Origin of the sequence: Candidatus Sphingomonas colombiensis, assembly GCA_029202845.1 — a bacterium.
Lineage (GTDB): Bacteria > Pseudomonadota > Alphaproteobacteria > Sphingomonadales > Sphingomonadaceae > Sphingomonas > Sphingomonas colombiensis.
Genome location: CP119315.1, coordinates 3,535,202 through 3,560,966, shown reverse-complemented (window position 1 = coordinate 3,560,966; position 25,765 = coordinate 3,535,202). Strand labels below are relative to the sequence as shown.

The window sequence follows — 25,765 nt, the reverse complement described above, 5'->3', positions numbered from 1 at the left end:
TGCGGTAACCCGTGGGGGGCGGCGCTGTCTAGCCCCGATGCGCGAAAAGCCGGTCGAACGGCGTTTGCGGTACGATCCAGAACAATGCGACCAGCCCCGCGCAGGCGATTCCCAGCCATGGCGAGACGAAGGTAAGCGCGAAGCCCAGCGCATAGACCACCATGGCGAAATAGCCCTTGCGGGTGGTGCGCAGGTGATAATCGCGCGCCGCCTCATGCCGCGCGCCGGTCCGTGCGACCACGCGCTGCAGCCACGCATAGCCGACGGCGGGCAGGATCAGCGTGACGAGATAGACCTGCGTCGCAGTGCGGCTGAACTCATGCTCGCCGAGATAGGCGGTGCCGAACGGCACGAGGCTGAGACCGAACAGCAACGCAAGGTTAGACCAGATCAGTGCGTTGCCGACGGTACGGGCGTGGCCGAGCAGCCGATGATGATTGCCCCAATAGAGGCCGACATAGGCATAGCTAAGCGCATAAGCGAGGAAGAGGTGCCACATCGACAGGATGTGGCCAATCCCCTCCTCTGCCGGCACCTTCAGCTCCAGCACCATGATCGTGATGATGATCGCGATCACGCCGTCGGAGAATGCCTCCACCCGGCCAACGCCCTGACCTTCGCCGGCCTCGCTATCCCCCATGATGCGCTTACTTCGCGAAGGCGGCGCTGATCTTCAGCTTTACTTCGTCGGACACCATCGGAATGCCGTATGCGACGCCGAAATCGCTGCGGCGGATCGTGGTCATTGCGGTGAAGCCGACATTGTCCTTGCCCATCATCTTGCCGGCGCCATGGAATTTGGCGTCGAGCGTGACCGGCTTCGTCACGCCGTTCAGCGTCAGATTACCGTCGATCTTCGCGTTTTCGCCGTTCGCCGTCACCTTGGTGGAGACGAAATGCGCGTCAGCCGGGCTGGGGCCGAAGAAATCGGCCTTCGCGCCTTCCTTCGGCGCGCGGAGCAGATGCGCGGTGAGATCGGCGTTGGCCGTCAGCACCTTGCTGACGGGAATCGTGACCTCGACCTTCGCGGCGTTCGGCTTGGCGGGATCGAGCGTCAGCGTGCCGGTCGTATCGCCGAACAGCCCGAAATAGGGCGTAAAGCCAAGGTGATCGACAGTCCATTCGATCAGCGTGTGACGCGGATCGACCGTATAGGTGCCGGCTACGACTGCGGCGGGATTGTGCGATCCCGGAGGGGCGGTGGGCGTTTGCTGTGCGACGAGTGCGGTGGAGGCGAGGGCAATGACGGCGATGGCGGTGAAACGCATGGCAGGTTCCTTTTCTTTCCACGGAGTGAACCACAAGGGCCGGGCAGGGGGAAGCGCCGAAAATCGAAACGCGGAGTTTCCGCATCTGATGAGGTTATTTAACCGCGCCTTCGATCAGATCGAACTTGATTCTCACCCATGCGCCGATCATCGGCCGGTTGCCGACGCGCGGCGGGCGGACGAGGAACTGCCACGATGCCTGCCGCAGCGCGCGGGATATGCCCGATCCCGGTGTCTCGCCGATCTCGCGGCAATCCTCGACATGGTAGCGTTCCGCGATACGGCAGATCACCATGCCCCAGCCGGCGGCCTGCCGCGCGGGGAGATAGGTCGCCATCTCGGCGTGGGTCGGCTCACGATACCATTCGGCGTAATAGAGATCTTCGCCACCGGGTGCGCCCCCTGCGGCGGCTACCTGTGAGCCGTTGGGCGTGGCGTGATCGCCCGTTTCGCCGTTGGCCGATGCCGTCTGGTCGCGCTGCGACTTGATCCGCCCGATATCGGATGCCGCAAAATCGGCGCGCGATAGCATGATGACGCCGGGCAGTGTGATCGGCGGTGTCGGTGCCGACGTAGCGCGGGGCGGCGGAGCGGCCTGATGCTTTTCCTGTTTCTCGGCCTTCGGGCGCTCGACCACGGTTTTGGTCTTGTTGCGCTGTTCGCCCTTCGCCTCTGACACGTTGAAGGTGGAGAGCGGGCGCATGTCGACGATCAGCGGCGTTCCGGTGATCGCGCCGACCGTGATGAGCGCGAGAACGACAAGAACGCCAACGGCGAGCGAGAGCAGCAGCGAGCCGACGCGACCGCGCACGCCGACTTGCGACTGATACGACGAGGAACGGTAGGACGCCGTACGAATCACGCCCCCGCCTCTAGAGAGGCGAGGGCGAGAATGCACCAGCGATCAAACACGGTTCGTCGCGGTTTTCGGATTACAAGCCGATTACAGGCCGGATCAGTTACGTTCCTTGTCCACCAGCTTGTTCGCGCCGATCCACGGCATCATCGCGCGCAGCTTGCTGCCGACCTGCTCGATCTGATGCGTCGCGGCGGCCTTGCGCGCGGCCTTCAATTCCGGCTGGCCGGCACGGTTGTCGAGCACGAAGTTCTTGACGAAGCGACCGGACTGGATGTCCGCCAGAACGCGCTTCATTTCCTTCTTCGTCTCATCGGTGATGATGCGCGGGCCGGTGGTGATGTCGCCATATTCGGCGGTGTTGCTGATCGAATAGCGCATGTTGGCGATGCCGCCTTCATACATCAGGTCGACGATCAGCTTCAGTTCGTGAAGGCACTCGAAATAGGCCATTTCAGGCGCGTAACCCGCCTCGACCAGCGTTTCGAAACCGGCCTGGACGAGCGCGGTGGCGCCGCCGCAGAGCACGGCCTGCTCGCCGAATAGATCGGTTTCGCATTCCTCGCGGAAATTCGTCTCGATGATGCCCGAGCGGCCGCCGCCGACGCCGGAGGCATAAGCCAGCGCGACGTCGTGCGCGTTGCCGCTCGCATCCTGATGAACCGCGATCAGGCAGGGGACGCCTCCGCCGCGGGCATATTCGGAACGGACGGTGTGGCCCGGGCCCTTCGGCGCGATCATGATCACGTCGATATCCGCGGGCGGCTCGATCAGCCCGAAATGGACGTTGAGGCCGTGCGCGAAGGCGAGCGCGCTGCCGGGGCGCAGATTGCCCTTCAGGTCGTTCTCCCAGATCGCCGCCTGATGCTCATCGGGCGCGAGGATCATCAGGACATCGGCCCACTTCGCCGCTTCCTTGTTCGACATGACCTTGAAGCCGGCGGCTTCGGCCTTCTTCGCGGTGGCAGAGCCCTCACGCAGCGCGATCGCGACTTCCTTGACGCCGGAATCGCGGAGGTTCTGCGCATGGGCGTGACCTTGCGAGCCATAGCCGATGATGGCGATCTTCTTGCCCGTGATCAGGTTCAGATCGGCGTCGCGATCGTAATAGACGCGCATGTCATAATCCTTTCGTGAATATCATTGGGGTGCGGCCCGCAGCGACGGGCGATGAAAGTGAATGCTCAGGCGGGATCCTTGCCCCGCGAGATGGCGACGATGCCGGTGCGGGCGACCTCGATCAGGCCGACTTCGCCCATCAGTTCGACGAATTTGTTGATCTTCTCGATGCTGCCGGTCACTTCGAACACGAAGCTGGAGGTCGTCGCATCGACCACGCGGGCGCGATAGACATCGGCCAGCCGCAGCGCCTCGATCCGGTGATCGCCGGTGCCGCGCACCTTCACCAGCGCCAGCTCGCGCTCGACGTGATCGCCCTCCGCGGTAAGATCGTGGACGCGGTGCACCGGCACGAGCCGATCGAGCTGCGCCACGATCTGCTCCAGCGTCGCGGGGCCGGCCGAGGTAACGATCGTGATCCGGCTGACCTGTTTGTCCGCCGTGATCTCGCTCACCGTCAGGCTTTCGATATTATAGCCGCGCGCGGTGAACAGCCCCGCGATCCGGGCGAGGATGCCCGGTTCGTTATCGACGATCACCGCCAGCGTGTGGCGTTCGGCTTTTTCTTCCCTGATGTGCATGTCATCATCCCGGCCAGCGCCGGAATCTCCCTGAAATTGGATAGGTTTCATTGTCGCAGGATGGATCAGACGAGCGCCTTGGCCTCGTCGTTCATCGTGCCCGAAACCTCGTTCGCCTGCAGGATCATGTCGGTATGCGCCGCGCCGCTGGGGATCATCGGGAAGCAGTTGGCGAGCTTCGCCACCCGGCAATCGACCATCACCGGCCCATCATGGGCCAGCATGTCGGCGATGCCGCTTTCAAGCTGATCGGGCCGTTCGATGAGGATACCCTTCCAGCCATAAGCCTCGGCCAGCTTCACGAAATCGGGCAGCGCATCCGAATAGCTTTCGGCATAGCGGCTTTCATAGGTCAGCTCCTGCCACTGGCGGACCATGCCCATATATTCGTTGTTGAGGATGAAGATCTTCACCGGCAGGCGATATTGCGTCGCGGTCGCCAGTTCCTGAATGTTCATCTGGATCGAGGCTTCGCCGGCGATATCGATCACCAGTGCATTGGGGTTGCCGAGTTGCGCGCCGATCGCGGCGGGCAAGCCATAGCCCATCGTTCCCAGGCCGCCCGAGGTGAGCCACTTGTTCGGGCTTTCGAAGCCGAAATGCTGCGCCGCCCACATCTGGTGCTGACCCACCTCGGTGGTGATGATCGGCGCCTTGGCGTGCGTAGCCTCCCACAAGGCCTTGATCGCGCGCTGCGGCATGATCGCGCCCTGAAAGCTGTTTGGCCCGTCTTCCGGGAAGTCGAGGCTGTTCACCGCGCGCCAGCCATCGATCCGCCGCCACCATTCGGAAACGTCGGGCTTGGGATGCTGGCGCGACTTCCAGATATGGATCATGTCCTCCATCGCGTGGCCGGCATCGGCCAGCACGGGAAGGTCGATCCGCACCGTCTTGTTCATCGACGAACGATCGACGTCGATATGCACCTTGCGGCTGTTCGGGCTGAACGCGTCTAGCCGGCCCGTCACGCGATCGTCGAAGCGCGCGCCGATCGCGACGATCAGGTCGGCCTGATTCATCGCCATATTGGCTTCATAGGTGCCGTGCATCCCCAGCATTCCGAGCCATTGCGGGCTGGATGCCGGATAGGCGCCGAGGCCCATTAGCGTCGAGGTTACCGGCGCACCGGTGATCTTGGCGAGTTCACGCAGCAACTGGCTCGCGCCGGGGCCGGAGTTGATCACGCCGCCGCCGGTATAAAGGATCGGCCGTTCCGCCGCCGCCAGCATGTCGACGACCTGCTCGATGTCGCTTCGATCGGCCTTCACCGGCGGGCGATACGTCTTGTGCTGGATCGGGCCGGGCCGGGTGTAGTTCGCGGTGGCGACCTGCACGTCCTTGGGAATGTCGATCACCACCGGGCCGGGGCGGCCGGAGGTGGCGATATGAAATGCCTCATGCACCACGGGCCCCAACCGCGCGGGGTCTTTCACCAGATAATTGTGTTTGGTGCAGTGCCGCGTAATGCCGACCGTATCGGCTTCCTGAAACGCGTCGGAGCCGATCAGATGCGTCGCCACCTGCCCGGTGATCACCACCATGGGGATCGAATCCAGCAGCGCATCGGTGATGCCGGTAACCGCATTGGTCGCGCCGGGGCCGGAAGTGACGAGCACCACGCCCGGCTTGCCGGTGGAACGCGCATAGCCCTCCGCCGCATGCGTCGCGGCCTGTTCATGGCGAACGAGAATGTGGCGAATGCGCTGCGAGCGGAAGATCGCGTCGTAAATCGGAAGGACCGCGCCCCCCGGATAGCCGAAGATGACGTCCACGCCGAGATCGCACAGCGCCTCGACCAGGATGTCTGCTCCGCTCTTCTCGGTCACGTCGATCACTCCTTATTTCATGCTGCACAAGCGAATAGCTCGCGTGGTCGAAGCGCGCTAGTGCATCAAATATTACGCGTCAAGGTAAAATATTGAAATATTCTTTCAAATCGCCCTTTGGCGGCTGAGAGAGGCGCTCCCATTCCGCAGGCGGCTGATTGCGAAACCAGGTATATTGACGCTTGGAATAACGCCGCGTCGCGAACTGCGCGTCGCGGAGCGCCGTTTCCCGCGTGATCTTCCCTGACAGCATCGCCGCGATTTCCGGTACGCCGATCGCGCGGCGCACCGGGGCGTCGGCGGGCACGTCCGTGCGAGCCATCAGCTGTGCGACTTCCTCCACGGCACCACCATCGAACATCTCGATGAGGCGAGCGTCGCAGCGGGTCACCAGTTCCTCCCGATCGGGCAGCAGGATCACTGGCCGCAGGTCGATCGACGCGCCGATCCCACCGTTGAGCTGTGCCTGCCACTCGCCAAGCGCCTGTCCGGTCGAACGCACCACCTCCAGCGCGCGTGCCACCCGCGCAGTGTCCGCCGGGGCGAGGCGTGCGGCGGCGGCGGGGTCTTCGTGCGACAACGCCGCATGAGCTTCCGCGACCGGCATGGCGCGTACGGCAGCACGGATCGCGGGGTCGATTTCCGGCACGGGCGCGATCCCGTCGATCAGCGTACGCAGATAAAGCCCGGTGCCGCCAACGAGGATCGGCAGGCGCGCTTCTTTATGCGCGGCCTCGATCGCCGTTCGCGCGTCCGCCGCCCATTGCGCAGCCGAGCAGGATAATGCGCCATCGATATAGCCGAACAGCCGATGCGGCACGCGTGCCTCGTCCGCTGCATCCGGCCGCGCGCTCAGGATACGCAGATCGCGATAGACCTGGCTCGCATCGGCGTTGATCACCACGCCGTTGGCGCTTTCCGCCAGTGCGATCGCCAGCGCGGACTTGCCGCTCGCCGTCGGCCCTGCAATGAGCGCCACCACAGGACGGGTCACGGGGCGATCTTTCGATCCGTACGCGTCAGGTTTTTCGCGAGGCGTCCGTCATATTCAACCGTCTTACGGCCCGATCGGGCGGCGGCGAGGGCGGGGTGGGAGTGAGGAAGTTCGATGTTCACGGCGACGTTGATAGCAACGGGACGGCTCTCCGCCCACATCCTCTCTGATGCGCGCGCGCGGCTCGCGGCGGCCGATTGCGCGCCGGGAGATGCCGTGTGGCTCGATGAGGGCGATGCGGCGGATATTCGGTTCGAACAGGCGCCCGAGGCGGCGCGCTCCGCCTTGGAGGGCGCGTTCGATCGCGTCGATATCGTCGTGCAGCTCAGTGCGGGGCGCGAGAAGAAGCTGCTCGTGGCTGACATGGATTCGACCATGATCACGATCGAGTGCATCGACGAACTGGCCGATTATGCCGGGATCAAGCCGCAGATCGCAGAGATAACCGAGGCGGCGATGCGCGGCGAACTAGATTTTGCCGCTGCGCTGGATGCGCGCGTTGCGTTGCTCAAGGATCTCGGCGCGGATGCGATCGATCGTTGTCGTGCGGAGCGGTTGCGGATCATGCCCGGTGCGGAGGCGCTTGTGCAGACGATGGGTGCGCGTGGCGCGACCGCCGTGCTGGTTTCTGGCGGCTTCACCGCCTTCGCCGAGCCGGTGGGAGAAACGATCGGCTTCCACCGCGTGATCGCCAACCGGCTGGAGGTAAGCAATGCGCGGCTGACGGGAACGGTGGGCAAGCCGATCGTCGATTCCGCGACCAAGGAACGCACGCTGCGTGAAGTACGTGCGGAACTCGCGCTCTCCGACGCGGAAACCCTGGCGGTGGGTGATGGCGCAAACGATCTTGCGATGATCGGGATTGCCGGGCTGGGGGTGGCTTATCACGCCAAGCCGATCGTGGCCGCTGCTGCGGCGGCACGGATCGATCACGGCGATCTTACCGCGTTGCTATGGGCGCAGGGGATCGCGCGGAAGGATTGGGTAGTGAGGTAAAGCGCACGACGCGCGATATTCCGGTTATATTTTACCTATATCGCGACGGGGTGTCCGTTGGTCATCAAGTGCGATGCTGTCCTCGACGGATCGATCCTGTCTCCGATGCCAGTTGAATGGCGCTCGGAGACGGATCGACGGTCATGATCCCAAATCGCGGTTACGGCGCCACCACCACACACGTCACGCCCGCTTTGTCGCATGCCGCCTGTGCCGCCCCGCGAGAGGGGAAGCCCGTCGCCCGTACCTTGGTGATGTCCCCAGTCTTGACGTAGCTAACCCGGCCGCCGGTTTTGCTGCCAACCTTGCCCCACAGGGCGTGGGCGTTGTTCTCATCGCGGAACGCGCCGAGCTGGATGCGCCAGTTTCCATTTGCGGACATTGGAGCAGGGGTGGCTTTCGGCTCTTTCGGTTTGGCCGGCGTGGGGTGTGCGGGTTCCGCTTTGGCGAGCTTTTCGGGTTTGGGAGCCGGCGTGGTCGAATGAGTCGGCGCCTTGCCGGGGACGGAGTAATTCGCGCCCGGCGCTTTGCTGATCGTGGCCGCGGGCTGATTTAGCGCCGCCGTGTGTTGCGGCGCGGATGAGGGCGCGGTCGCGGCGGCGAGGCGTGCGGAGCGGCCCTCGACCTCGATCCGCTTCGCCATGGCGAGCCCCTGCTGGCGCTGCTCCGGAGTGACATATTGATCCATCTGCGCCAGCGTTTGCGACGCTTGTGCCAGGCCTTGCTGCGACGAGCGCGAGACAAGCGCGAAGGCGCGGGCCCAATCCTTCGTAACTGCATCGCCGTTGAACAGCATCGTGCCGAGCACCAGTTCGGTGCGCTTTTCATCGCGCGCTACCGATTTTTCCAGCCAGGGCAGGGCGTCTGCCTTGCGGCCTTCCTGAAACAGGCTGAGCGCGTAATTGTCCTGCGCCTGTGCATGGCCTTGCAGCGCCGCCTTGCGGAACCAGTCGATCGCCTGGGTCTGATCGACCGACACGCCGCGCCCGAGCTTATAGGCTTGGCCCATGTTGAACTGCGCGTCCGCGTCTCCCGCGATCGCCGGCTTGCGCCATTCGGCTACAGCTTTGTCGTAATCCCCCCGGCTCCACGCATCGACTCCGGCCTTCACGTCGGCGATCGCCGGCCCGGCCATCGCCATCAGCGCCAGCGCGCCAAGATACGCCATCCTCATCGCCCAGCCCCCATCCCGTTGATGCTCCAGAAACATGCCCCAAGCCATATCACCGGGCAATTAACCATTCGTTCCTGTAAAGTCCGCGATGGAGCGATCGTCTGGCGCAGCATTCGGGTTCAAACGATAACGCGACGCCCTTCCACGCCATTTACCTTTCCTTATCTTCCCTCATGGCATTTCAGCCCTCTGAACAGGTGGATTTGAGGGACTCATGCGCGTTCTCGCAATGGCATCGCAAAAGGGAGGGTCTGGCAAGACCACCTTGTCCGGCCACCTCGCCGTGCAAGCGCAACTTGCCGGCGCCGGCCCGGTCGTGCTGATCGACATCGATCCACAAGGCTCGCTGGCGGATTGGTGGAACGAACGGACGGCGGAATATCCGGCGTTCGCGCAGACCACCGTGGCACGGCTGGCCGCCGATCTGGAGGTGCTGCGCCAGCAGGGCTTCAAGCTCGCAGTGATCGATACGCCACCCGCGATCACCATGGCGATCCAGAGCGTGATCCAGGTCGCTGAACTGATCGTCATCCCCACGCGCCCCAGCCCGCATGATCTGCGCGCCGTGGGCGCCACGGTCGATCTGTGCGAGCGCGCGAGCAAGCCGCTGATCTTCGTCGTCAATGGCGCCACGCCCAAGGCTCGGATCACCAGCGAGGCGGCGGTCGCACTGTCGCAGCATGGCACGGTCGCGCCGGTCACCGTTCACCAGCGCACCGATTTCGCCGCGTCGATGATCGACGGCCGCACCGTGATGGAGACCGATCCGAAGGGCCGGTCCGCGAACGAGGTTGTCGCGTTGTGGAGCTATATTTCCGATCGGCTGGAAAAGAACTTCCGCCGCACCGTATTCACCACGCCGACGGCCGTTAACGGCTTCGTCGCCTCGCGCACCGCAGCAGCCGGCTTCGGCCGGCGGGTGGTCGGCTGATGTTCGGCGCACCCAAGCCGCTGGCCTCGCTCTCGTCGGGGCTGCTCGCGCGTAAGGGGCAGGCCCGCCCCGCGATGCGTCCACAGGGGTTCGCCAGTCTCGCCGGTCTCTCGACCGCGGGCGATGCGCTTGGCTGGAACGACATGGGCGAGCCTCCCGTCGTGCCGCCGGTATTGGCGGAGCGTGAGGCGCTGCACGAGGGGTTTGCAGCCCGTCCGACCGAACCGGCAGCGCAATACGAGCCGGAAGAGGAAAGCGTCGAAGAGGCGCCCGCACCGAAGTCGCCTGTAGCCCTTACGCCGCTTCCACCGGCAGCGAACGTATCGGTCGCCACGGCCGCGCGTATCCGGCGCGAGACCGCGCATCGTCGCAAATCCGCCTTTACGCTGCGCCTGGATGAGGAGCGCCATCTGCGGCTGCGTCTCGCCTCTGCGACGCGCAATCGCTCAGCGCAGCAACTCGTTACCGAGGCGCTGGACGTTTTCATCGCCACTCTGCCGGAGGTGGAGACGCTCGTCGCGCAACTACCGCCGCGCAAGAAGCGCTGATCGGGATACGGGAAAATGGTCATGAGGATTCGCGCGATCGCCAGCCTAAGCCTTTCGGCGCTGGTATTCGGTGGCACCATGGTTGGATGCACGCAGGGTGGGGCAGGAGTCGCTTCCGCCAGCAGTCGCAGCGACGCCGCCGTTACCAAGCAGGCCGCCGCCAATGCGGAAAAGGCGCGCAAGGCACTGGCCAAGGGGCAGGTGGCGCAGGCCACCTCCTTTGCCGAGGCGGCGGTGGCGATGCAGCCTCGCGAAGTCGGCTATCGCGTGCTTCTCGGACAAAGCTATCTCAAGGCCGGCCGCTTTGCTTCCGCCGAGGCGGCTTATAATGATGTCCTGACCCTGCAACCGACGGACGGGCGCGCCGCGCTCAATCTTGCGCTTGCGCAAATCGCCGGCGGCCATTGGGAGAGTGCACGCAAGACGCTGGACGCTCATGCCGCACAGCTCGATCCGACAGATTTCGGCCTCGCGCTTGCGCTTGCGGGTAGCCCGGCCTCGGGCGTTGACGTGTTGATCGCAGCGACGCGCAGCCCGGCGGCGACAGCCAAGACACGCCAGAATCTTGCACTTGCCATGGCATTGGCCGGGCGCTGGCAAGAGGCGCGCAACATAGTCGGCGTCGATCTGTCGCCGATCGAAGCGGATCAGCGGATCATGCAATGGGCCGCCTTCGCCAAGCCGAATAACGCGGCGGATCAGGTCGCCACACTGCTCGGCGTGACCCCGGCGCAGGATCCCGGCCAGCCGGTCGCGCTGGCGCTCAACGCATCCGTGCCGGTCGCGGTAGCCAAGGCGGATAGCGACGCGGCAACCGCCGTCATGTCCGCGCCCGAGCCGAAGCCGGTGGAGGTAGCCGCTGTTCCGCCTTCGCAGGTCGCCTACGCGCCTCAAATCGCGTCGGTCACACAGCCTGCTCCGGCGCCGCAGATTGCAGACACGCCGCAGATTGCCCCCGTGGCGCACGTCCTGCCAGCGGTCGAAGCTGCACCGTCACCCGCCTTCGCCCGAGTAGTTTTTGCGCAACATAAAGAATTCGTTCAGGCGATCCCGGCGAGCGATTTCGCTGCCGCAAAGGTGATCGTGGCGCGGAATGAGGCTTCGCTTCGCCGCCAGACATCGCTCCGTGCGGCGCGCGTGCAGGAAAAGGGCGATTGGTACGTCCAGATTGGCGCCTTCTCCTCCTCCGGGGTTGCCAAGGATGCCTGGTCGCGGGCGCAGCGTCGTTTCGCCGGCTTCTCCGGCAAGGCGCCGGCGGGGATGATCTTTAAAGCTTCCGATCGCGAATATTACCGCCTTTCCATCGGCGGCTTCACCCGTGCGGACGCGGACGCCACCTGTCGCGCCTATCGCGCGGAGGGGGGGGTATGCTTCGTCCGTGCCGGTGCCGGCGATCAGGTCGCGCAGTGGGCGAAGGGCGGCGTGCAGGTCGCATCGCGCTGAGCGACTGCCCGGCTCGCGGGCCGGGCGGATAATCAGCCGATCTCGTTGCCGCCCTTGAATACGCGGCGGACGCGGCCCTGTACGGGCAGCCCGTCGAATGGCGTGTTGCCTGCTTTGCCGACCATGTGCTCCGCATCGATCAGCCACGGCGCCTGATCGTCGATCAGTACGACATCGCCCGGTGCCCCTGGATTGAGCGTGCCGGCCTCGGTGCCGAGCACGCGCGCGGGATTGCGTGCGAGCAGCGCGAATAGGCGATCGAGCGCGATTTCCTCATCCCGTGCTATGCCGAGCGCGAGCGCGAGCAAGGTCTCCGCGCCGGAAGCGCCGGGGCTGGCGTCCGCGTAAGGCAGGCGTTTTTCCTCGGGTCCGCGTGGATCGTGACCTGAACACAGCACGTCGATCGTCCCGTCCGCCAGCGCGATCAGCGCCGCGCGGCGATCATCCTCCGCGCGCAACGGCGGGGAGAGGTGGGCGAAGGTTCGGAAATCGCTCATCGCATTATCGGACAGCATCAGGTGCGTCGGCGTGATGCCGCACGTTACCTTCACCCCACGACGCTTTGCTGCCCGCACCAGATCGAAGCCGGCCGCTGTCGTTACCTGACGGATATGGATCGCGGCGTCGGCATCCTCGGCGAGCATCAGGTCGCGCGTGATCGCAAGTGCCTCTGCCACAGCCGGCGCGGCGGGCAGGCCGAGCCGTGTCGCGGTTTCGCCAGTTGTCGCCACGGCTTCGCCGGTCAGCCCGGCATCTTCGGCGTGAGTGATGAGCGTGAGCCCGAGATCGCGGGCATAATCCAGCACACGCCGCATCACGCCCGAATCCGCGATCCAGCGCCGTCCGGTGCCGATCGCGCACGCACCGGCGGATTGGCAGATTGCCATTTCCGCCAATTCGGTGCCCGCGAGCCCGCGTGTCGCCGCAGCGATCGGATGGATCCATAGATCCGGTTTGCCGATCAACGCAGAGCGTTGGATAATCCCGGGCTCGTCCAGCACCGGCGACTGATCGGGCATCAGCCCGACGCGGGTGATCCCGCCAGCGCGGAAGGCGGCGCGGTCGATCGTCGCGACGCCCAGGTCGACGATACCGGGGGCGAGGATCAGGCCGCCGCAATCGATCACCGTCGCGCCGTCGGCAGGCGCATCAGCAATCACGCCGTCTGTGATGGACAAATCGCCGGTGCGTTCGCCGCCGTCGGGGCAGACGATGCGGGCGTTGCGGAAATGGAGCGCGGGGGTCATGCCCAGCCCTCCACACCGCGCGCGCGTCGGGTGAGCACATCCAGACATGCCATGCGGACAGCCACGCCCATCGCCACCTGTTCGGTGATCGCCGATCGCTCGACATGGTCGGCCACGTTCGAGTCGATCTCGACACCGCGGTTCATCGGGCCCGGGTGCATCACCAGCGCATCGGATTTCGCACGCGCGAGCCGCTCCAGCGTCAGGCCGTATCGCATATGATATTCGCGCGGGGAGGGGACATAGCCGCCCGACATCCGCTCGGTCTGAAGGCGGAGCATCATCACCACGTCCGCTCCTTCCAGCGCCGCATCGAAATCGGTAAATGCCGTAACGCCCATCCGCTCGATCGCGGGCGGCATCAGCGTCGTTGGGGCGCAAACCCGCACCTCGGCGGCGAGCGCAGTCAGCGCCAGAATGTTCGAGCGCGCGACCCGGCTGTGCAACAGATCGCCGCAGATTACGACGCGCTGGTGCGCGATGCTCCCGCGCCGCCGCCGGATCGTCAGCGCGTCGAGCAGCGCCTGCGTCGGATGCTCGTGCCGTCCGTCGCCGGCATTGAGCACCGGGCAATCCACCTTGTCCGCGATCAGCCGCACCGCGCCGGAAGACATGTGACGAATGACGATCACATCGGCGCGCATCGCATTGAGCGTCATCGCCGTGTCGATGAGCGTTTCGCCCTTCTTCACGCTGGATTGCGCGGCGTGCATGTTGACGACATCGGCGCCAAGCCGCTTTCCCGCGATCTCGAACGACAGCAATGTCCGCGTCGAATTTTCGAAAAAGGCGTTGATCTGCGTCAGCCCCGCCAGTCGTCGATCGGGCGACGCATGTTCCGCGTTCGGGGCAATCCAGCGTTCCGCTTCGTCGAGCAGAAACATGATCTCATGCGGCTGGAGGCCCTCAATCCCGGTCAGGTGGCGATGAGGGAAAACAGCGCCGCCCGGGATCAGGGTGGCGGGGCGGTGGTCCGACAGTTCAGGCATCGAAGTTGAGCGGATAGTGACGGCTGCATCCCGGCGCAACGGTGTTTATCGTCAGGTCGCGGGCACCATCGGCTTCGCGCCCTTCACCTCAGGCGGAACGGGCACCATTTCATACACATCAAGCGATGCGCCACCGCCGGCCGCACGATCGAGGATCACCCGCCAGCGGAAGGCCGAGACGCGCTCGACCAGCCCGACCAGATCGCGCGAGCTATCCTGACCATAGCGATACCGCGCTTTCTCCCCCACGCGACGATATGTGCCGAGCAGCACCATGCGCTTGTCGCCATCGAGATAGAGATATCCTTCCGGTCGGTTTTCGCCGGTGGATTTGGAAAAGGCCACGCCGTCCTTATCCGCAAGAATATAGCAGACGTCGGGCGCGAAGGATTGCACGCCACGTGCGCCGCCAAGTCGGATCAATCGGCAATGATAGGGACCGGGGGACAGTTGCGGCGCCAGTTGCGCTGCTTGCGGATCGAGCAACGCGCCCTCTGCGACTGCCTTGGCCGTGCTGGCGCGGGAAAGTGAATTGATCGCGCGGGCAAAGCGGGCGTCGAGCGTATCGAGTGAACGAAGCCCGGCCGGGGTGGCGATCTGCATCCATTCTGGCTGCGGCGTGGCCGTCTCCACCGTTGCATGGGGCCGTGTCGCGGCATGCTGCATACTGCAGCCGACGAGCGCGACGCCTGCCAATCCGGTCGCCAGCCATCGGCGAACCATTTGAATCTCTGACTGAAAAAGCATGTACTTGGATTGCATAACTGAGCCCGGACAACGCTCAATCAGGCAATTTGGTTCATTTCGGCACAATCGGCTTCCCGCGAACGCAGATCGTGACGAACAGGTCAGACGCGGACAAGCGCGTCGATCGCTCCTTGCAGGATATAGGCGGCGGCCATCTTGTCGACCAGTTCGGCGCGCTTGGCGCGGCTTGCGTCCTGCTCGATCAGCGTGCGCGTCACCGCCTGTGTCGACCAGCGTTCATCCCACAGCAGCACTGGCCCGAGATCGGCGATGTTGCGCGCAAAAGCGCGGGTGGACTGGCTGCGCGGGCTCTCGCTTCCGTCAAGATTGAGCGGCAGGCCGACGACGATGCCGGTCACCGACTGTTCGGCGATCAGCGCGCGCAACGCTTCCTTATCCTTGGTGAATTTGGCGCGGCGGATCAGGAGGGCCGGGCTGGCGAAAGTCCATTGCGCGTCGCACAGCGCGGTGCCGATCGTCTTCGTGCCCACATCCAGACCGATCAGGCGTCCGGCGAGCGGCAGCGCCTCGCGGAATTCTGTGGCGACGGTGGTGATCATCGCGCAGCCAGCCGCCGCTCGACGTCCGCACGGACGTTCGCCCAGAATAACGTATAGTCGTAGACGTGGTAATTGTTGCCCGGCAGCACATAGGGCCCAAGCTGCGGAGCCTCGCCGATCAGCAGGAAGCCGCGCCCTGCGCAGCGCGCGCCGATCTGGCCGCGCTCGAGCGTCGCGCCGGACATGTCGGCGGCCGGGAGCAGGGTGCCGCGGTTGGCGCTCGCCGGTGCGGCGGCGTCGGCGGTTCCGGTCAGCGGATTGGTGCAGACGATCCGCGTGCCGCGACGCGGTTGCCCGGTCAGCCCGGTGGTGCCGTCGAACGTGCCGAGGATCAGTGTCGGGTCGGCCGGTTCGGCGAAGCTTTCCCATGAAAGGATGCAACCGCTCTGATCGGGGGTGGTGCATTCCGGCAACCCGAGCGCCGGCAAGTCCGCGGTGCGGCTGATCGGCCAGCCGACGATATAGGCGGCGGCGATGCGCTTCGCGAGCGGCTTGCCCGCGACGCGATCCTTGAGCAGCCGCATCAGATGCAGCGCGCCTTGACTGTGCCCGGCGAGGACGATCGGGCGATCGGGACCGATCCCGCGCAGGAATACGTCGAATGCCTGCGTCACGTCACGATAGGCGACGTCGAGCGCATGGCCGGCATCGGGCGCGGTGGTCAGGAACGAGCCAAACGTCGCCTGCCGATAACGCGGCGCCCAGATATCCCCCGCACCGTTGAACGCGCTGGCCTGCCCCCGCAGGAACAATCCGGTGCGATCGTTGGCCTCCTTGTCGTCGAGCGACGCGTTCCAATGATCCCGCTCAAGATAAGAGGTCGGGTGGATGAAGAAGATCGCCGCACCGCCCGGCTTTGGGTGATAGCCGGCCGGCACCCATGAGGCGGCGCTTTTCTCCACGCCGGGCCGCGCGAACCACATCTGCGGGATATCGTAAGCGTTGACCGGCAGCGATGCGCGCGCCTCGAATGCTGTGCCGGGGACGAAGCGCCAGCGGATCAGCTCATTGCCCCAGATGCGAAACACGATCGCGGCGACGATCACCAGCGCGGTCAGGAAGGCGACGATGTAGAGAAATTTGCGAGCCATTGCGCGTGTGACTGCCTCAGCGAGCCGGTGTGTGCAATGCCGGGCATTGCTTTCCCGCGACCCACAATGGTAGCGGCGCGGTCATGTCAATCGACACTGCCACAGTAAAGAAGGTCGCGAGCCTTGCGCGCATCGCGATCGACGATGCCGCCGCCGAGCGGCTCGTGCCCGAACTCAACAATATCCTCGGCTGGATCGAACAGCTCGGGGAGGTTGATACGCAAGGGATCGAGCCGATGACGGCGGTGATCCCCAACCATCTGCGCCTGCGCGACGATGTCGTCACCGACGGCGGCATCCGCGATGCGGTGCTGGCCAACGCGCCAGCGGCCGAACACGGCTTTTTCACGGTTCCGAAGGTGATCGAATAGTGTCCGACCTTACCGACCTCGGCATCCGCGAGATTCGCGACGGCGTGCGCGCGGGCACTTTCTCCGCGCGCGAAGTGGCGGAAGCCTTCAACGCGGCCGTCAGCAACGCGAAAGCGCTCAACGCCTTCCTCGTCGAGACCCCCGATCACGCGCTCGCCGCCGCCGATGCCGCCGATGCCGCGCGCGCCGCCGGTGAGACGCTGAAGCCCCTTGCCGGCGTGCCGATCGGCATGAAGGATCTGTTCTGCACCAAGGGTGTGACGAGCACGGCCGCGAGCCACATCCTCGAAGGTTTCACGCCTCAATATGAATCCACCGTCTCGCAGAACCTGTGGGATGCGGGCGCCGGGATGCTCGGCAAGCTCAACATGGATCAGTTCGCGATGGGCTCGTCCAATGAGACGAGCGCGTTCGGCAATGTGATATCGCCGTGGCGGCGCAACGACGGCGGCAACGCCGCGCTTGCGCCGGGCGGTTCGTCGGGCGGCTCCTCCGCTGCCGTTGCCGCGCGGATCGCGCCGGGCGCGACGGGCACGGATACCGGCGGCTCGATCCGCCAGCCGGCTGCTTTCACCGGCATTTCGGGCATCAAGCCGACCTATGGCCGTTGCTCGCGCTGGGGGACGATCGCTTTCGCTTCCTCGCTGGATCAGGCGGGGCCGATGGCGCGCGACGTTCGCGATTGTGCGATCATGCTGGAGGCGATGGCGGGCTTCGATGCGAAGGACGCAACTTCGTTGGATCTGGCTGTGCCGAATTGGGAAGCGATGCTCGACGCCAGTCTCGCCGGCAAACGCGTCGGCGTGCCGAAGGAATATCGCGTCGACGGCATGCCCGCCGAGATCGAAACCCTGTGGCAGCAGGGCATCCAGTGGCTGAAGGACGCGGGTGCCGAGGTGGTCGAGGTGTCGCTGCCTCACACCAAATATGCGCTGCCGGCCTATTACATCATCGCCCCGGCGGAGGCTTCGTCAAACCTCGCGCGCTATGACGGCGTGCGTTACGGCGAGCGTGATCTGCCCGATGGCGCCAACCTCCAGCAAATGTATGCCGCCACCCGCGCCGCCGGTTTCGGCGACGAGGTGAAGCGCCGCATCCTGATCGGCACCTATGTGCTCTCGGCCGGCTTCTATGACGCTTATTACACGCAGGCGCAGAAGGTTCGCGCGTTGATCGCGCGCGATTTCGAGGCGGCGTGGGAAAAGTGCGATGTGCTGCTGACGCCGACCGCGCCGTCCGCCGCCTTCGCGCTGGGCGAGAAGCAGGCCGATCCGCTGGCGATGTATCTCAACGACGTATTCACCGTGCCCGCGAGCCTCGCTGGCCTGCCCGCGATGAGCGTGCCCGGTGGGCTTGACGCAGCCGGTCTGCCGCTAGGCCTGCAGATCATCGGCAAGCCGCTGGACGAGCAGGGCGTGCTCAATGCCGCGCTGGCGATCGAAGAACGCGCGGGCTTCGCGGTCCGGCCGCAGGCGTGGTGGTAAGGAACGAAAGCGATGACTGAATCCACCTATCGCATCAAGGGCGCCACCGGCGACTGGGAGGTCGTGATCGGCCTCGAAGTCCACGCGCAGGTCGCCACCAAGGCCAAGCTCTTTTCCGGCGCCGCCACCGCGTTCGGCGCGGAGCCGAATACGCAGGTCAGCCTCGTCGATGCAGCAATGCCGGGCATGCTCCCGGTGCCGAACCGCGAGTGCATCCGTCAGGCGGTGCGCACCGGAATGGCGATCGACGCGCAGATCAACAAATGGTCGCGGTTCGATCGCAAGAATTATTTCTACGCCGATCTGCCGCAGGGTTATCAGATTTCGCAGCTATATCATCCGCTTGTCGGCGAAGGCTCAATCGAGATCGAGGATGGTGAGATCACCAAGGCGATCGGCGTGGAGCGCATCCACGTCGAGCAGGACGCGGGCAAGCTGATGCACGATCAGCATCCGACGCGCTCCTATGTCGATCTCAACCGTTCCGGCGTCGCGCTGATGGAGATCGTCAGCCGCCCGGACATGGCCTCGCCCTCCGAAGCCGGGGCGTATCTCCGCAAGCTGCGCGCGATCCTGCGTTATGTCGGGTCGTGCGACGGCAATATGGAAGAAGGCTCGATGCGCGCCGACGTCAACGTCAGCGTGCGGCGGCCCGGCGAGGAACTGGGCACGCGGACCGAGACGAAGAACGTCAATTCCGTGCGTTTCGTGATGGCCGCGATCGAGCATGAGGCGAACCGGCAGGTCGACGTGCTCGAATCGGGCGGCAAGATCGTGCAGGAAACGCGCCTGTTCAATCCCGATACGGGCACCACACGGTCGATGCGTTCCAAGGAGGATGCGCACGATTACCGTTACTTCCCCGATCCTGATTTGTTGCCGCTCGAACTGGACGACGCATTCCTCGATGAATGTCGCGCCTCGCTGCCCGAACTGCCGGACGCGAAGCGCAAACGTTACGAAGGGCTGGGGATCACCGCTTACAACGCCGATGTGCTCACCGCTGAGGTGGAGACGGCACGCTGGTTCGATGCGCTGTTGGAGGCTGGCGCCGCGCCGGTCGCTGCGTCCAACTGGGTCACCGGGGAATTGTTTGGCGCCTTGAACCGGATCGGCAAGGGTATCGAGGAATCGCCCGTCACCCCGGGGCAGGCGGCGGAGTTGCTGGCGCTGGTCGCGGACGGCACGCTTTCGGGCAGCCTTGCCAAGCAGGTGTTCGAGGTGATGCTCGAAACCGGCGACGCGCCGGGCAAGATCGTCGAGGAACGCGGGCTGAAGCAGACGTCGGATACCGGCGCGATCGAGGCGATCATCGCGGAAGTTCTGGCGAAGAACCCCAATCAGCTCGAGCAATATCGCGGCGGCAAAGAGGCGTTGTTCGGCTTCTTCGTCGGCCAGACCATGAAGGCGATGGCGGGCAAGGCCAATCCGCAAGTGGTCAATGAACTGCTCAAGAAGGCGCTCGCTGCCTGACACGAAATCAGGCCGCGCGCGGCATAGTGAGCGATAAAATCAGGCGAGCGCGTCAGGCTGACTGTCGCGCTCGTTGCTTTTGCGGCCCGGTTATCGCTCGTTGAGGCGCGGCATCAATTCGACGAAGTTGCAAGGGCGGTGGCGGCTGTCGAGCTGCTCCCGGAGGATGCCATCCCACCCATCCTTCACCGCCCCGGTCGAACCGGGCAGCGCGAAGACATAGGTGCCGCGCGCAACGCAGGCGCAGGCGCGCGATTGCACGGTGGACGTGCCGATCGTCCGATAGCTCAGCCAGCGGAACAATTCGCCGAAACCGGGGATCATCTTGTCCGCGACGCGCTCGATCGCTTCGGGCGTCACGTCACGGCCTGTCACCCCAGTGCCGCCGGTGGTGATTACGCAATCGACCCGCTCGTCGTCGATCCAGCGGTGAAGCTGTGCGACCAGATCGTCGGCATCATCGCGCAGGATGGCGCGGTCCGCCAGCACATGCCCGGCGGTTGTCAGCCGTTCGACCAGCGTATCGCCGGAGCGATCCTCGGCCAGCGTGCGGGTATCGGAAACGGTGAGTACGGCGATGCGTACCGGGATGAACGGGCGGCTTTCGTCGATCGGCATGGCGCCGATGCTAGGCGGGGAGCGGGTGTTTGGCGATCCCCAATGGGGCGCTCAGCGCTTCACGTTCGCTGCCGCAGCCGCGCGGATGAGCGCCCTCAGCGCCTCGCCATCGATCACATCGCCCTGGTGAAAATCGATCGCGCGTCGCACGTTGCCGTCCAGGCTGGCATTGAACAGGCCCGCGGGATCGGGGAGCGCCGCGCCCTTGGCGAAGGTCATCTTGACGGCGCTCTTGTAGCTCTCGCCGGTGCAGATCATCCCGTCGCGATACCAGACAGGGACACCGCGCCATTTCCATTCCTCGATCACATCGGGAAGGGCTTGCCGGATCAGCGCGCGTATCCGGCCAAGCGTTTCGCCGCGCCAGTCGTCGAGGCTGCGAATGCGCTCGTCGATCAGATCGGACGGCGATTTGGCGTCGTCGCCCACGTTCAGTGGCCGCCGCTGATCGTGGTCGAGGCGGCGCCGACGCGACCATCAACGGCGATCGCGGTCTGCTGCGGGCGCAGCTTGACGCGCACTGCGCTCGGGCCCGGAAGGCCGGGAAAGCGCGGCCACATGCCCTGCGCCAATGCGGAGCGGCTGCTCGAGGTCGCGCGGCCGGCCTGTGCCTCATACATCCAGTAATTGCGTAGCACGGTCGTCACGTAACCGCGCGTTTCCCAATAAGGGATGCTTTCGATGTAGAGCAGCGGATCGCCGCCGTCCTGAACGATCGCATTCCAGTCCTGCACCGGCTTGGGCCCGGCGTTGTAGGCGGCAATCACCTTGGGCAGCAGGCCTTGCGTCACCCCCATGTCGCGTAGCTTTTCGAGATGGCGCTGGCCGATATCCATGTTGGTGGATGGCCGGGTCAGCGCGGCGCGGTCCACTGTCATCCCGCGTTCGCGCATGTAATCGGTGGCGGCCGCCGGCATGATCTGCATCAGACCGTAAGCGCCCGCCGGGCTGACCACCTTGTTGCGGAAGCCCGATTCCTGCAGCGTGTGCGCCCACACCAGCGCCTTGTCGACGCGCCAGCCGGTATCCGGCGTCCAGTTCGGCGTGGGGTATCGCGCTTCGGCGGTGGTGACGACGCCCGGCGGGCAATTGTGCGCCAGCCACACCACGCTCGCGGGCAGATCCATCTGCTCGGTCAGCCGGATCAGGGCGGCGAACTCATTCGGAGCACCTATCCGCGCCTGCTGGCGGATCACCTGATCGGCGGCGTCATTTTCGCCGATTTCGACCAAGGCGGCCGCGACGCGCACATTGGGGCGCCGCTCGAGCATCGCCCAGTCGGCGGTGACGCGCTGCGGCTGGATCGCCTTCGTTGAGATGTTCAGCGCCTGTCGCGCGAGCTGACCGTAAAAGGCTTCGCCATATTGCGCCGCATTCTTGAGCCGACCCTCAACCCGATCCGGGCGACCGCAGCGCATATCCGCGCGCGCGGCCCAGTAAAGCCCGGCGGCGCGCAGATCGGTATCGCTCGCGCGGGTCGAAACACCCTCGAAACCGCGGGTCGCCGCAGCGCAATCGTCGGCACGCCAGGCCGAGAGCGCGGAGGTCCAGCGCGCCTGTATTGCCCAGTCGCCGATGCCGTTCGCGCCGATGTCGCCCAGCCGGCGGGCATCGCTATCGAGCCCCTGAAGGAAATAGATCCATGCGACGCGCGCGGTCCATTCGGTCTGCGCTTCGGGAGAGAGACCGCTGGTGGAATTGAGCAACGTCTCCGCGTCGCGCCCCATGTCGCCCTTGATATAGGGCTGCATCTTCTGTGCGAGATCGGCCGCGACCTGATCGCTCCGGGTGGCCTTGACGCGTATGCGGTTGGGCGCGCCATCCTGCCAGATAAGCCGCTGTGCCTCAGGCAATGGCGGCAGATCATTCGCGCCGCGTGCGCGCGCCAGCCGTGCCACTGCTTCGGCTTGCGGCAGTTCGGGCGCGTCGGTCACCAGCTTCACGAGCGGATCGAGTTCGACGCGTGGCGAACCCTTGGCGGTATAAAGCTCGGCGAGCGCGTAGGAATGGAGCGGGCCGGGCGCCATCGCGGTGAGGCCGATCTGCGCATCCTGCCAGCGCTGCTCGCGGATCGCGGTGAATACCGCGCGATAGGCGGTGCGCTGCTCGGGGGAGAGTTGCGTCGGCACGCCGGGCTTGGCGCTGAGCGCGGTAGTCGCGGTTGCGCCAGTGGTGGCGATGGTCGTCCCAGCCGGTAGCGGATCGGCATAAGCAATCCCCGCAGACAGTGCGGTAAGACCCGCCGCCGCTACGAATTTCGCAATCACGCCTGCATTCCCCCAATCAGCAATTGTAAATCCCTCCAGGCCTCGGCCTTGGCGGCAGGACGCTCGCGCAACAGACGCGGGTGATAGCTCGCCACAACCTCGGTCTTCCTGCCACCCTTATGATCAACAGGGTGCAAACGCCCACGGGCTTCGGCGACGTCCACCGAAAGCAACGCACGACTCGCCGCATTTCCTAGAGTTAGGAGCCGTTTCGGGGCGACCAGCGCAACATGATGGCGGGCAATTTCGAACAATGTGTCCTGTTGTTCGCGGGGCAAACGGCCGGCGATCGGACGCGCGGCGGCGACGGCGGCGAGATGCACGTCCGCGCGGCTGCGCCCGATCGCGGCGAGCATCCGATCGAATAGTCGCGCCGTCTCGCCGGACAGCAGCCCCTCCCGGTCGTCGCGATCGGGGCAGTCGATCAGGATCATCAGATCCGCGGTCATGGCGCCTGAGGCGGGGATGAGCGTGCCGCCCCACTCGGCTTCCGGCGCATCGGCGCCCGCGCGCCAGGCGAGAAATCCTTCCAGCGTCGGCGGTAGCACGAGGGCCCGTGGCGGCGCGGCGGCCGGGGTCGCCGACTGCCCGCGGCGCTCTGGCACGCGCGCGTCGGCCGGGCGCGCGGACGCTTCCGGTTCCGGCGCGGCGAGCCAGTCGAACGCTTCATCGCTGACAAGCACGTCCGCACCCGCGGTTTCCCACCATTCGAGCGTGCTCGCGGTAGCCTTTGCCCAATCGAAAATCTGATCTGCCCCCATCGCGCGTATAAGGATTGGCGTTGACGCGCGGGTCAATTCCCTTGAGAGCCGGTGACGGACAGGACGTTGCCGGATCGCGCCCGAATGCGAATGGCACGGGAGAGAAGAATGAGCGAACGCGAATCGATGCCCTATGACGTGGTGATTGTCGGCGCGGGGCCTGCTGGCCTCAGCGCGGCGATACGCCTCAAACAGCTTGCCGCCGAGAAGGAAGCCGACATCTCGGTGTGCGTGCTTGAAAAGGGCTCAGAGGTCGGTGCGCATATTCTTTCGGGCGCGGTGATCGATCCGCGCAGCCTCGATGAATTGCTGCCGAACTGGCGCGACGATGGTTGCCCGCTGGCCGAAGTGCCGGTGACGGAAAACCTGCACTGGGTGCTGACGCGTGGCGGCAAGATGAACATGCCGCATTTCGTCACGCCGTCGTTCATGCACAATGAGGGCACCTATACCGGCTCGCTCGGCAATCTGTGCCGCTGGCTGGGCGAGAAGGCCGGCGAGCTTGGCGTGGAGATTTTTCCAGGCTTCGCGGCGGCCGAGATCCTTTACGACGATCAGGGGCGCGTGAAGGGTGTCGCGACTGGCGACATGGGTGTCGCGCGCGACGGGACGCATAAAGCCGACTATCAGCCGGGGCTTGAGCTGCACGCGAAATACACCTTCTTCTCAGAAGGTTGTCGTGGACATCTGACGAAGCAACTCATCCGCCAGTTCGCGCTGGATGCGGACAGCGATCCGCAAGTCTATGGCATCGGCGTCAAGGAATTGTGGGATATCGATCCCGAATTGCACGAGCCGGGCCGGGTGATCCACACGCAGGGCTGGCCGCTCAGCGAGACCGACGGATCGAACGGCGGCGGCTGGATTTATCATCAGGCGAGCGGTCAGGTCAGCATCGGCTTCGTCACCTGGCTCAATTACACCAATCCGCATCTCTCGCCGTTCCAGGAGATGCAGCGGTGGAAAACCCACCCGGAAATCGCGAAGCTGCTCAAGGGCGCCAAGCGCGTCAGCTACGGCGCGCGTGCGATCAGCGATGGCGGGTTGCAGTCGATCCCCAAGCTGGTGTTCCCCGGCGGTGCGCTGATCGGCGACAGCGCGGGCTTCCTCAACGTGCCGCGCATCAAGGGCACGCATACCGCGATGAAATCCGGAATGATGGCAGCTGAAGCCGCCGTCGAGGCGATCCTCTCGCAGCGCGAGGGCGACGAGCTGGTCGCCTATCCGGCGGCGTTCGACGAAAGCTGGGTGAAGAAAGAGCTGTCGGTCGTCCGCAACGTCGTGCCGCTGGTGAAGAAGTTCGGCGATTTCATGGGGTCGGGTCTGGCCGGCATCACGATGTGGCTGGAGCATCTGGGCATCAAGGTGCCCTTCACGCTGCATCACCACCCGGACAATGAGACGCTGTGGCGTAAGGACCTTGTCAGAAAGATCGACTATCCCAAGCCCGATGGCGTGCTGACCTTCGATCGGCTTTCCTCAGTGTTCCTGTCGAACACCAACCATGAGGAGGATCAGCCCGTTCATCTGACGCTGAAAGACCCGTCGATCCCGGTCGATTACGATCTGCCGATGTTCGATGAGCCGGCGCAGCGTTATTGCCCGGCGGGCGTGTATGAAATCGTCGGTGAGGAGGAAGGCAATCCGCGCTTCGTCATCAACGCGCAGAATTGCGTCCATTGCAAAACCTGTGACATCAAGGATCCAACCCAGAATATCACCTGGGTGGTGCCGGAAGGTGGCGGTGGCCCGAATTATCCCAATATGTAAGGCGGCATTGCTCGCATGCTGTGCGAGCTTTGTCGCGGTCGCGCCGGCGATTGCGGCGAACCAGCCGGCTAACACCGGGCTGCTCGCCTATCTCGCCGCGCGCGCCGATGACGGCAATGGCGATGGCGCGGAGGCGGTGCGTCGCTATGCAGCCGCACTTGCCGATACGCCGGGCAATGCCGATGTCGCGCTTCGAGCTTATCGTGAGGCGCTGGCGGTTGGCGACGATGCGCTTACCGATCGCGCCATCGCGACGCTTTTGGCCGCTGACCAGGCGCCCCCCGACGCGGCGCTGATCTCGCTGGCGAGTGCGGCGCATGCGCGTGATTTCAAGGCGGCGGACGCGGCGATCGCACGGTTGTCGAGCGGCCAGCTTGCCGTACTCGTCACGCCGCTGCGCGCCTGGGCTGCGCAAGAGCGCGGCGGTGATCCGCTGGCGATACTGGCACAGCGGCCACGGGATTCCGTCTCACGCCGACTGAACGACGAGACGCGCGCGCTGATCCTGATCGCGCGCGGGCAGTATGATGAGGGGTCTGACCAGCCTTCGCGCGATATTGGGCAATGATCAGGCCGCCGTGGACCTGCGCATCGCCGCCGCGCAGTTGCTGATCGCCAAGGGGCAGGGGGGGAGCGCGCCAACACTCTGCT

26 protein-coding genes are annotated in these 25,765 nt (G+C 65.1%); 9 read left to right on the top strand and 17 right to left on the bottom strand.

Annotation, left to right across the window (positions count from 1 at the left end; all coding sequences use genetic code 11):
- Positions 1 to 28 precede the first annotated feature (28 nt).
- From P0Y64_17405 to miaA, 7 genes are all read right to left on the bottom strand, one after another.
- Positions 29 to 640, bottom strand: coding sequence for a TMEM175 family protein (locus P0Y64_17405; protein WEK43088.1), 612 nt, complete (start codon positions 638 to 640; stop codon positions 29 to 31).
- Positions 641 to 647: 7 nt separating this feature from the next.
- Entirely contained in the window at positions 648 to 1,268 is a 621-nt protein-coding gene (locus P0Y64_17400) for a YceI family protein (GenBank protein ID WEK43087.1), read from the bottom strand.
- A 94-nt stretch (positions 1,269 to 1,362) separates the two neighbouring features.
- Entirely contained in the window at positions 1,363 to 2,130 is a 768-nt protein-coding gene (locus tag P0Y64_17395; GenBank protein WEK43086.1) for a hypothetical protein, read from the bottom strand.
- A 93-nt stretch (positions 2,131 to 2,223) separates the two neighbouring features.
- Complete coding sequence (ilvC, locus tag P0Y64_17390; protein ID WEK43085.1) at positions 2,224 to 3,243, bottom strand: ketol-acid reductoisomerase; 1,020 nt, start codon at positions 3,241 to 3,243, stop codon at positions 2,224 to 2,226.
- 65 nt (positions 3,244 to 3,308) lie between these two features.
- Positions 3,309 to 3,824, bottom strand: a complete 516-nt coding sequence (ilvN, locus tag P0Y64_17385; protein ID WEK43084.1) for an acetolactate synthase small subunit — start codon at positions 3,822 to 3,824, stop codon at positions 3,309 to 3,311.
- A 65-nt stretch (positions 3,825 to 3,889) separates the two neighbouring features.
- A complete protein-coding gene (locus P0Y64_17380) occupies positions 3,890 to 5,650 on the bottom strand; it encodes an acetolactate synthase 3 large subunit (protein WEK43083.1) in 1,761 nt (586 codons plus the stop codon).
- Positions 5,651 to 5,729: 79 nt separating this feature from the next.
- Positions 5,730 to 6,644: a tRNA (adenosine(37)-N6)-dimethylallyltransferase MiaA gene (gene miaA, locus P0Y64_17375; GenBank protein WEK43082.1), complete on the bottom strand. Its 915-nt coding sequence runs from the start codon at positions 6,642 to 6,644 to the stop codon at positions 5,730 to 5,732.
- Positions 6,645 to 6,758: 114 nt separating this feature from the next.
- Here miaA and serB point away from each other — a divergent pair, with 114 nt between their 5' ends.
- Complete coding sequence (gene serB / locus P0Y64_17370; GenBank protein WEK43081.1) at positions 6,759 to 7,640, top strand: phosphoserine phosphatase SerB; 882 nt, start codon at positions 6,759 to 6,761, stop codon at positions 7,638 to 7,640.
- Positions 7,641 to 7,800: 160 nt separating this feature from the next.
- On the opposite strand, the gene P0Y64_17365 is transcribed toward serB, so the two are convergent.
- Positions 7,801 to 8,814, bottom strand: coding sequence for an SPOR domain-containing protein (locus P0Y64_17365; GenBank protein ID WEK43080.1), 1,014 nt, complete (start codon positions 8,812 to 8,814; stop codon positions 7,801 to 7,803).
- A gap of 214 nt (positions 8,815 to 9,028) precedes the next feature.
- Here P0Y64_17365 and P0Y64_17360 point away from each other — a divergent pair, with 214 nt between their 5' ends.
- From P0Y64_17360 to P0Y64_17350, 3 genes are read left to right on the top strand one after another with little or no spacing between them, the layout of a single operon-like run.
- A complete protein-coding gene (locus tag P0Y64_17360) occupies positions 9,029 to 9,745 on the top strand; it encodes a ParA family protein (GenBank protein ID WEK43079.1) in 717 nt (238 codons plus the stop codon).
- A complete protein-coding gene (locus tag P0Y64_17355) occupies positions 9,745 to 10,293 on the top strand; it encodes a hypothetical protein (protein ID WEK43078.1) in 549 nt (182 codons plus the stop codon). Before P0Y64_17360 ends, P0Y64_17355 begins: the two co-directional genes overlap by 1 nt.
- Positions 10,294 to 10,314: 21 nt before the next feature.
- Positions 10,315 to 11,736, top strand: a complete 1,422-nt coding sequence (locus P0Y64_17350; protein WEK43077.1) for a tetratricopeptide repeat protein — start codon at positions 10,315 to 10,317, stop codon at positions 11,734 to 11,736.
- 32 nt (positions 11,737 to 11,768) lie between these two features.
- On the opposite strand, the gene P0Y64_17345 is transcribed toward P0Y64_17350, so the two are convergent.
- The 5 genes from P0Y64_17345 to P0Y64_17325 form a co-directional block, all read right to left on the bottom strand.
- On the bottom strand, positions 11,769 to 12,983 hold the full coding sequence (locus P0Y64_17345; protein WEK43076.1) for an amidohydrolase family protein: 1,215 nt from the start codon (positions 12,981 to 12,983) through the stop codon (positions 11,769 to 11,771).
- Positions 12,980 to 13,972 carry an aspartate carbamoyltransferase catalytic subunit gene (locus tag P0Y64_17340; GenBank protein WEK43075.1) on the bottom strand — a complete coding sequence of 331 codons (993 nt, stop codon included), beginning with the start codon at positions 13,970 to 13,972 and terminating at the stop codon, positions 12,980 to 12,982. The genes P0Y64_17345 and P0Y64_17340 overlap by 4 nt, the downstream gene beginning before the upstream one ends.
- 51 nt (positions 13,973 to 14,023) lie before the next feature.
- The gene (locus tag P0Y64_17335; GenBank protein ID WEK43074.1) at positions 14,024 to 14,695 is read right to left on the bottom strand and encodes a DUF4893 domain-containing protein; all 672 of its coding nucleotides are present in this window, start codon (positions 14,693 to 14,695) and stop codon (positions 14,024 to 14,026) included.
- A gap of 125 nt (positions 14,696 to 14,820) precedes the next feature.
- Positions 14,821 to 15,279 carry a Holliday junction resolvase RuvX gene (gene ruvX / locus P0Y64_17330; GenBank protein WEK43073.1) on the bottom strand — a complete coding sequence of 153 codons (459 nt, stop codon included), beginning with the start codon at positions 15,277 to 15,279 and terminating at the stop codon, positions 14,821 to 14,823.
- Complete coding sequence (locus tag P0Y64_17325) at positions 15,276 to 16,370, bottom strand: DUF3089 domain-containing protein (protein ID WEK43072.1); 1,095 nt, start codon at positions 16,368 to 16,370, stop codon at positions 15,276 to 15,278. Before P0Y64_17325 ends, ruvX begins: the two co-directional genes overlap by 4 nt.
- A gap of 83 nt (positions 16,371 to 16,453) precedes the next feature.
- Between P0Y64_17325 and gatC the strand changes: the two genes are divergently transcribed.
- From gatC to gatB, 3 genes are read left to right on the top strand one after another with little or no spacing between them, the layout of a single operon-like run.
- Positions 16,454 to 16,741: an Asp-tRNA(Asn)/Glu-tRNA(Gln) amidotransferase subunit GatC gene (gene gatC / locus P0Y64_17320; GenBank protein WEK43071.1), complete on the top strand. Its 288-nt coding sequence runs from the start codon at positions 16,454 to 16,456 to the stop codon at positions 16,739 to 16,741.
- Positions 16,741 to 18,225 carry an Asp-tRNA(Asn)/Glu-tRNA(Gln) amidotransferase subunit GatA gene (gene gatA / locus P0Y64_17315; protein WEK43070.1) on the top strand — a complete coding sequence of 495 codons (1,485 nt, stop codon included), beginning with the start codon at positions 16,741 to 16,743 and terminating at the stop codon, positions 18,223 to 18,225. Before gatC ends, gatA begins: the two co-directional genes overlap by 1 nt.
- 12 nt (positions 18,226 to 18,237) lie before the next feature.
- Positions 18,238 to 19,698, top strand: a complete 1,461-nt coding sequence (gene gatB, locus P0Y64_17310; protein ID WEK43069.1) for an Asp-tRNA(Asn)/Glu-tRNA(Gln) amidotransferase subunit GatB — start codon at positions 18,238 to 18,240, stop codon at positions 19,696 to 19,698.
- A 90-nt stretch (positions 19,699 to 19,788) separates the two neighbouring features.
- Here gatB and moaB read toward each other — a convergent pair whose 3' ends face one another.
- From moaB to P0Y64_17290, 4 genes are all read right to left on the bottom strand, one after another.
- Entirely contained in the window at positions 19,789 to 20,316 is a 528-nt protein-coding gene (moaB, locus tag P0Y64_17305; protein ID WEK43068.1) for a molybdenum cofactor biosynthesis protein B, read from the bottom strand.
- Between the two features lie 51 nt (positions 20,317 to 20,367).
- The gene (locus P0Y64_17300) at positions 20,368 to 20,751 is read right to left on the bottom strand and encodes a DUF1801 domain-containing protein (GenBank protein ID WEK45105.1); all 384 of its coding nucleotides are present in this window, start codon (positions 20,749 to 20,751) and stop codon (positions 20,368 to 20,370) included.
- The gene (locus P0Y64_17295; protein ID WEK45104.1) at positions 20,748 to 22,496 is read right to left on the bottom strand and encodes a lytic transglycosylase domain-containing protein; all 1,749 of its coding nucleotides are present in this window, start codon (positions 22,494 to 22,496) and stop codon (positions 20,748 to 20,750) included. The genes P0Y64_17300 and P0Y64_17295 overlap by 4 nt, the downstream gene beginning before the upstream one ends.
- A gap of 83 nt (positions 22,497 to 22,579) precedes the next feature.
- A complete protein-coding gene (locus P0Y64_17290) occupies positions 22,580 to 23,344 on the bottom strand; it encodes a uracil-DNA glycosylase family protein (GenBank protein ID WEK43067.1) in 765 nt (254 codons plus the stop codon).
- 108 nt (positions 23,345 to 23,452) lie between these two features.
- On the opposite strand from P0Y64_17290, the gene P0Y64_17285 reads away from it, so the two are divergent.
- Together P0Y64_17285 and P0Y64_17280 are read left to right on the top strand one after the other, a co-directional pair.
- Entirely contained in the window at positions 23,453 to 25,114 is a 1,662-nt protein-coding gene (locus P0Y64_17285) for an electron transfer flavoprotein-ubiquinone oxidoreductase (GenBank protein ID WEK43066.1), read from the top strand.
- 7 nt (positions 25,115 to 25,121) lie between these two features.
- Positions 25,122 to 25,682, top strand: coding sequence for a hypothetical protein (locus P0Y64_17280; GenBank protein ID WEK43065.1), 561 nt, complete (start codon positions 25,122 to 25,124; stop codon positions 25,680 to 25,682).
- The last annotated feature ends 83 nt before the right edge of the window (positions 25,683 to 25,765 follow it).

Excerpts from the sequence above, each read along its gene's own strand:
- gatB (WEK43069.1), top strand. The coding sequence starts at position 18,238 with ATGACTGAATCCACCTATCGCATCAAGGGCGCCACCGGCGACTGGGAG.
- P0Y64_17360 (WEK43079.1), top strand. The coding sequence starts at position 9,029 with ATGCGCGTTCTCGCAATGGCATCGCAAAAGGGAGGGTCTGGCAAGACC.
- P0Y64_17290 (WEK43067.1), bottom strand. The coding sequence starts at position 23,344 with ATGGGGGCAGATCAGATTTTCGATTGGGCAAAGGCTACCGCGAGCACG.
- gatC (WEK43071.1), top strand. The coding sequence starts at position 16,454 with ATGTCAATCGACACTGCCACAGTAAAGAAGGTCGCGAGCCTTGCGCGC.
- ruvX (WEK43073.1), bottom strand. The coding sequence starts at position 15,279 with ATGATCACCACCGTCGCCACAGAATTCCGCGAGGCGCTGCCGCTCGCC.
- P0Y64_17405 (WEK43088.1), bottom strand. The coding sequence starts at position 640 with ATGGGGGATAGCGAGGCCGGCGAAGGTCAGGGCGTTGGCCGGGTGGAG.
- P0Y64_17335 (WEK43074.1), bottom strand. The coding sequence starts at position 14,695 with ATGGTTCGCCGATGGCTGGCGACCGGATTGGCAGGCGTCGCGCTCGTC.
- moaB (WEK43068.1), bottom strand. The coding sequence starts at position 20,316 with ATGCCGATCGACGAAAGCCGCCCGTTCATCCCGGTACGCATCGCCGTA.
- P0Y64_17365 (WEK43080.1), bottom strand. The coding sequence starts at position 8,814 with ATGAGGATGGCGTATCTTGGCGCGCTGGCGCTGATGGCGATGGCCGGG.
- P0Y64_17355 (WEK43078.1), top strand. The coding sequence starts at position 9,745 with ATGTTCGGCGCACCCAAGCCGCTGGCCTCGCTCTCGTCGGGGCTGCTC.
- P0Y64_17345 (WEK43076.1), bottom strand. The coding sequence starts at position 12,983 with ATGACCCCCGCGCTCCATTTCCGCAACGCCCGCATCGTCTGCCCCGAC.
- ilvN (WEK43084.1), bottom strand. The coding sequence starts at position 3,824 with ATGCACATCAGGGAAGAAAAAGCCGAACGCCACACGCTGGCGGTGATC.
- P0Y64_17325 (WEK43072.1), bottom strand. The coding sequence starts at position 16,370 with ATGGCTCGCAAATTTCTCTACATCGTCGCCTTCCTGACCGCGCTGGTG.
- P0Y64_17400 (WEK43087.1), bottom strand. The coding sequence starts at position 1,268 with ATGCGTTTCACCGCCATCGCCGTCATTGCCCTCGCCTCCACCGCACTC.
- P0Y64_17285 (WEK43066.1), top strand. The coding sequence starts at position 23,453 with ATGAGCGAACGCGAATCGATGCCCTATGACGTGGTGATTGTCGGCGCG.
- P0Y64_17340 (WEK43075.1), bottom strand. The coding sequence starts at position 13,972 with ATGCCTGAACTGTCGGACCACCGCCCCGCCACCCTGATCCCGGGCGGC.
- ilvC (WEK43085.1), bottom strand. The coding sequence starts at position 3,243 with ATGCGCGTCTATTACGATCGCGACGCCGATCTGAACCTGATCACGGGC.
- P0Y64_17350 (WEK43077.1), top strand. The coding sequence starts at position 10,315 with ATGAGGATTCGCGCGATCGCCAGCCTAAGCCTTTCGGCGCTGGTATTC.
- serB (WEK43081.1), top strand. The coding sequence starts at position 6,759 with ATGTTCACGGCGACGTTGATAGCAACGGGACGGCTCTCCGCCCACATC.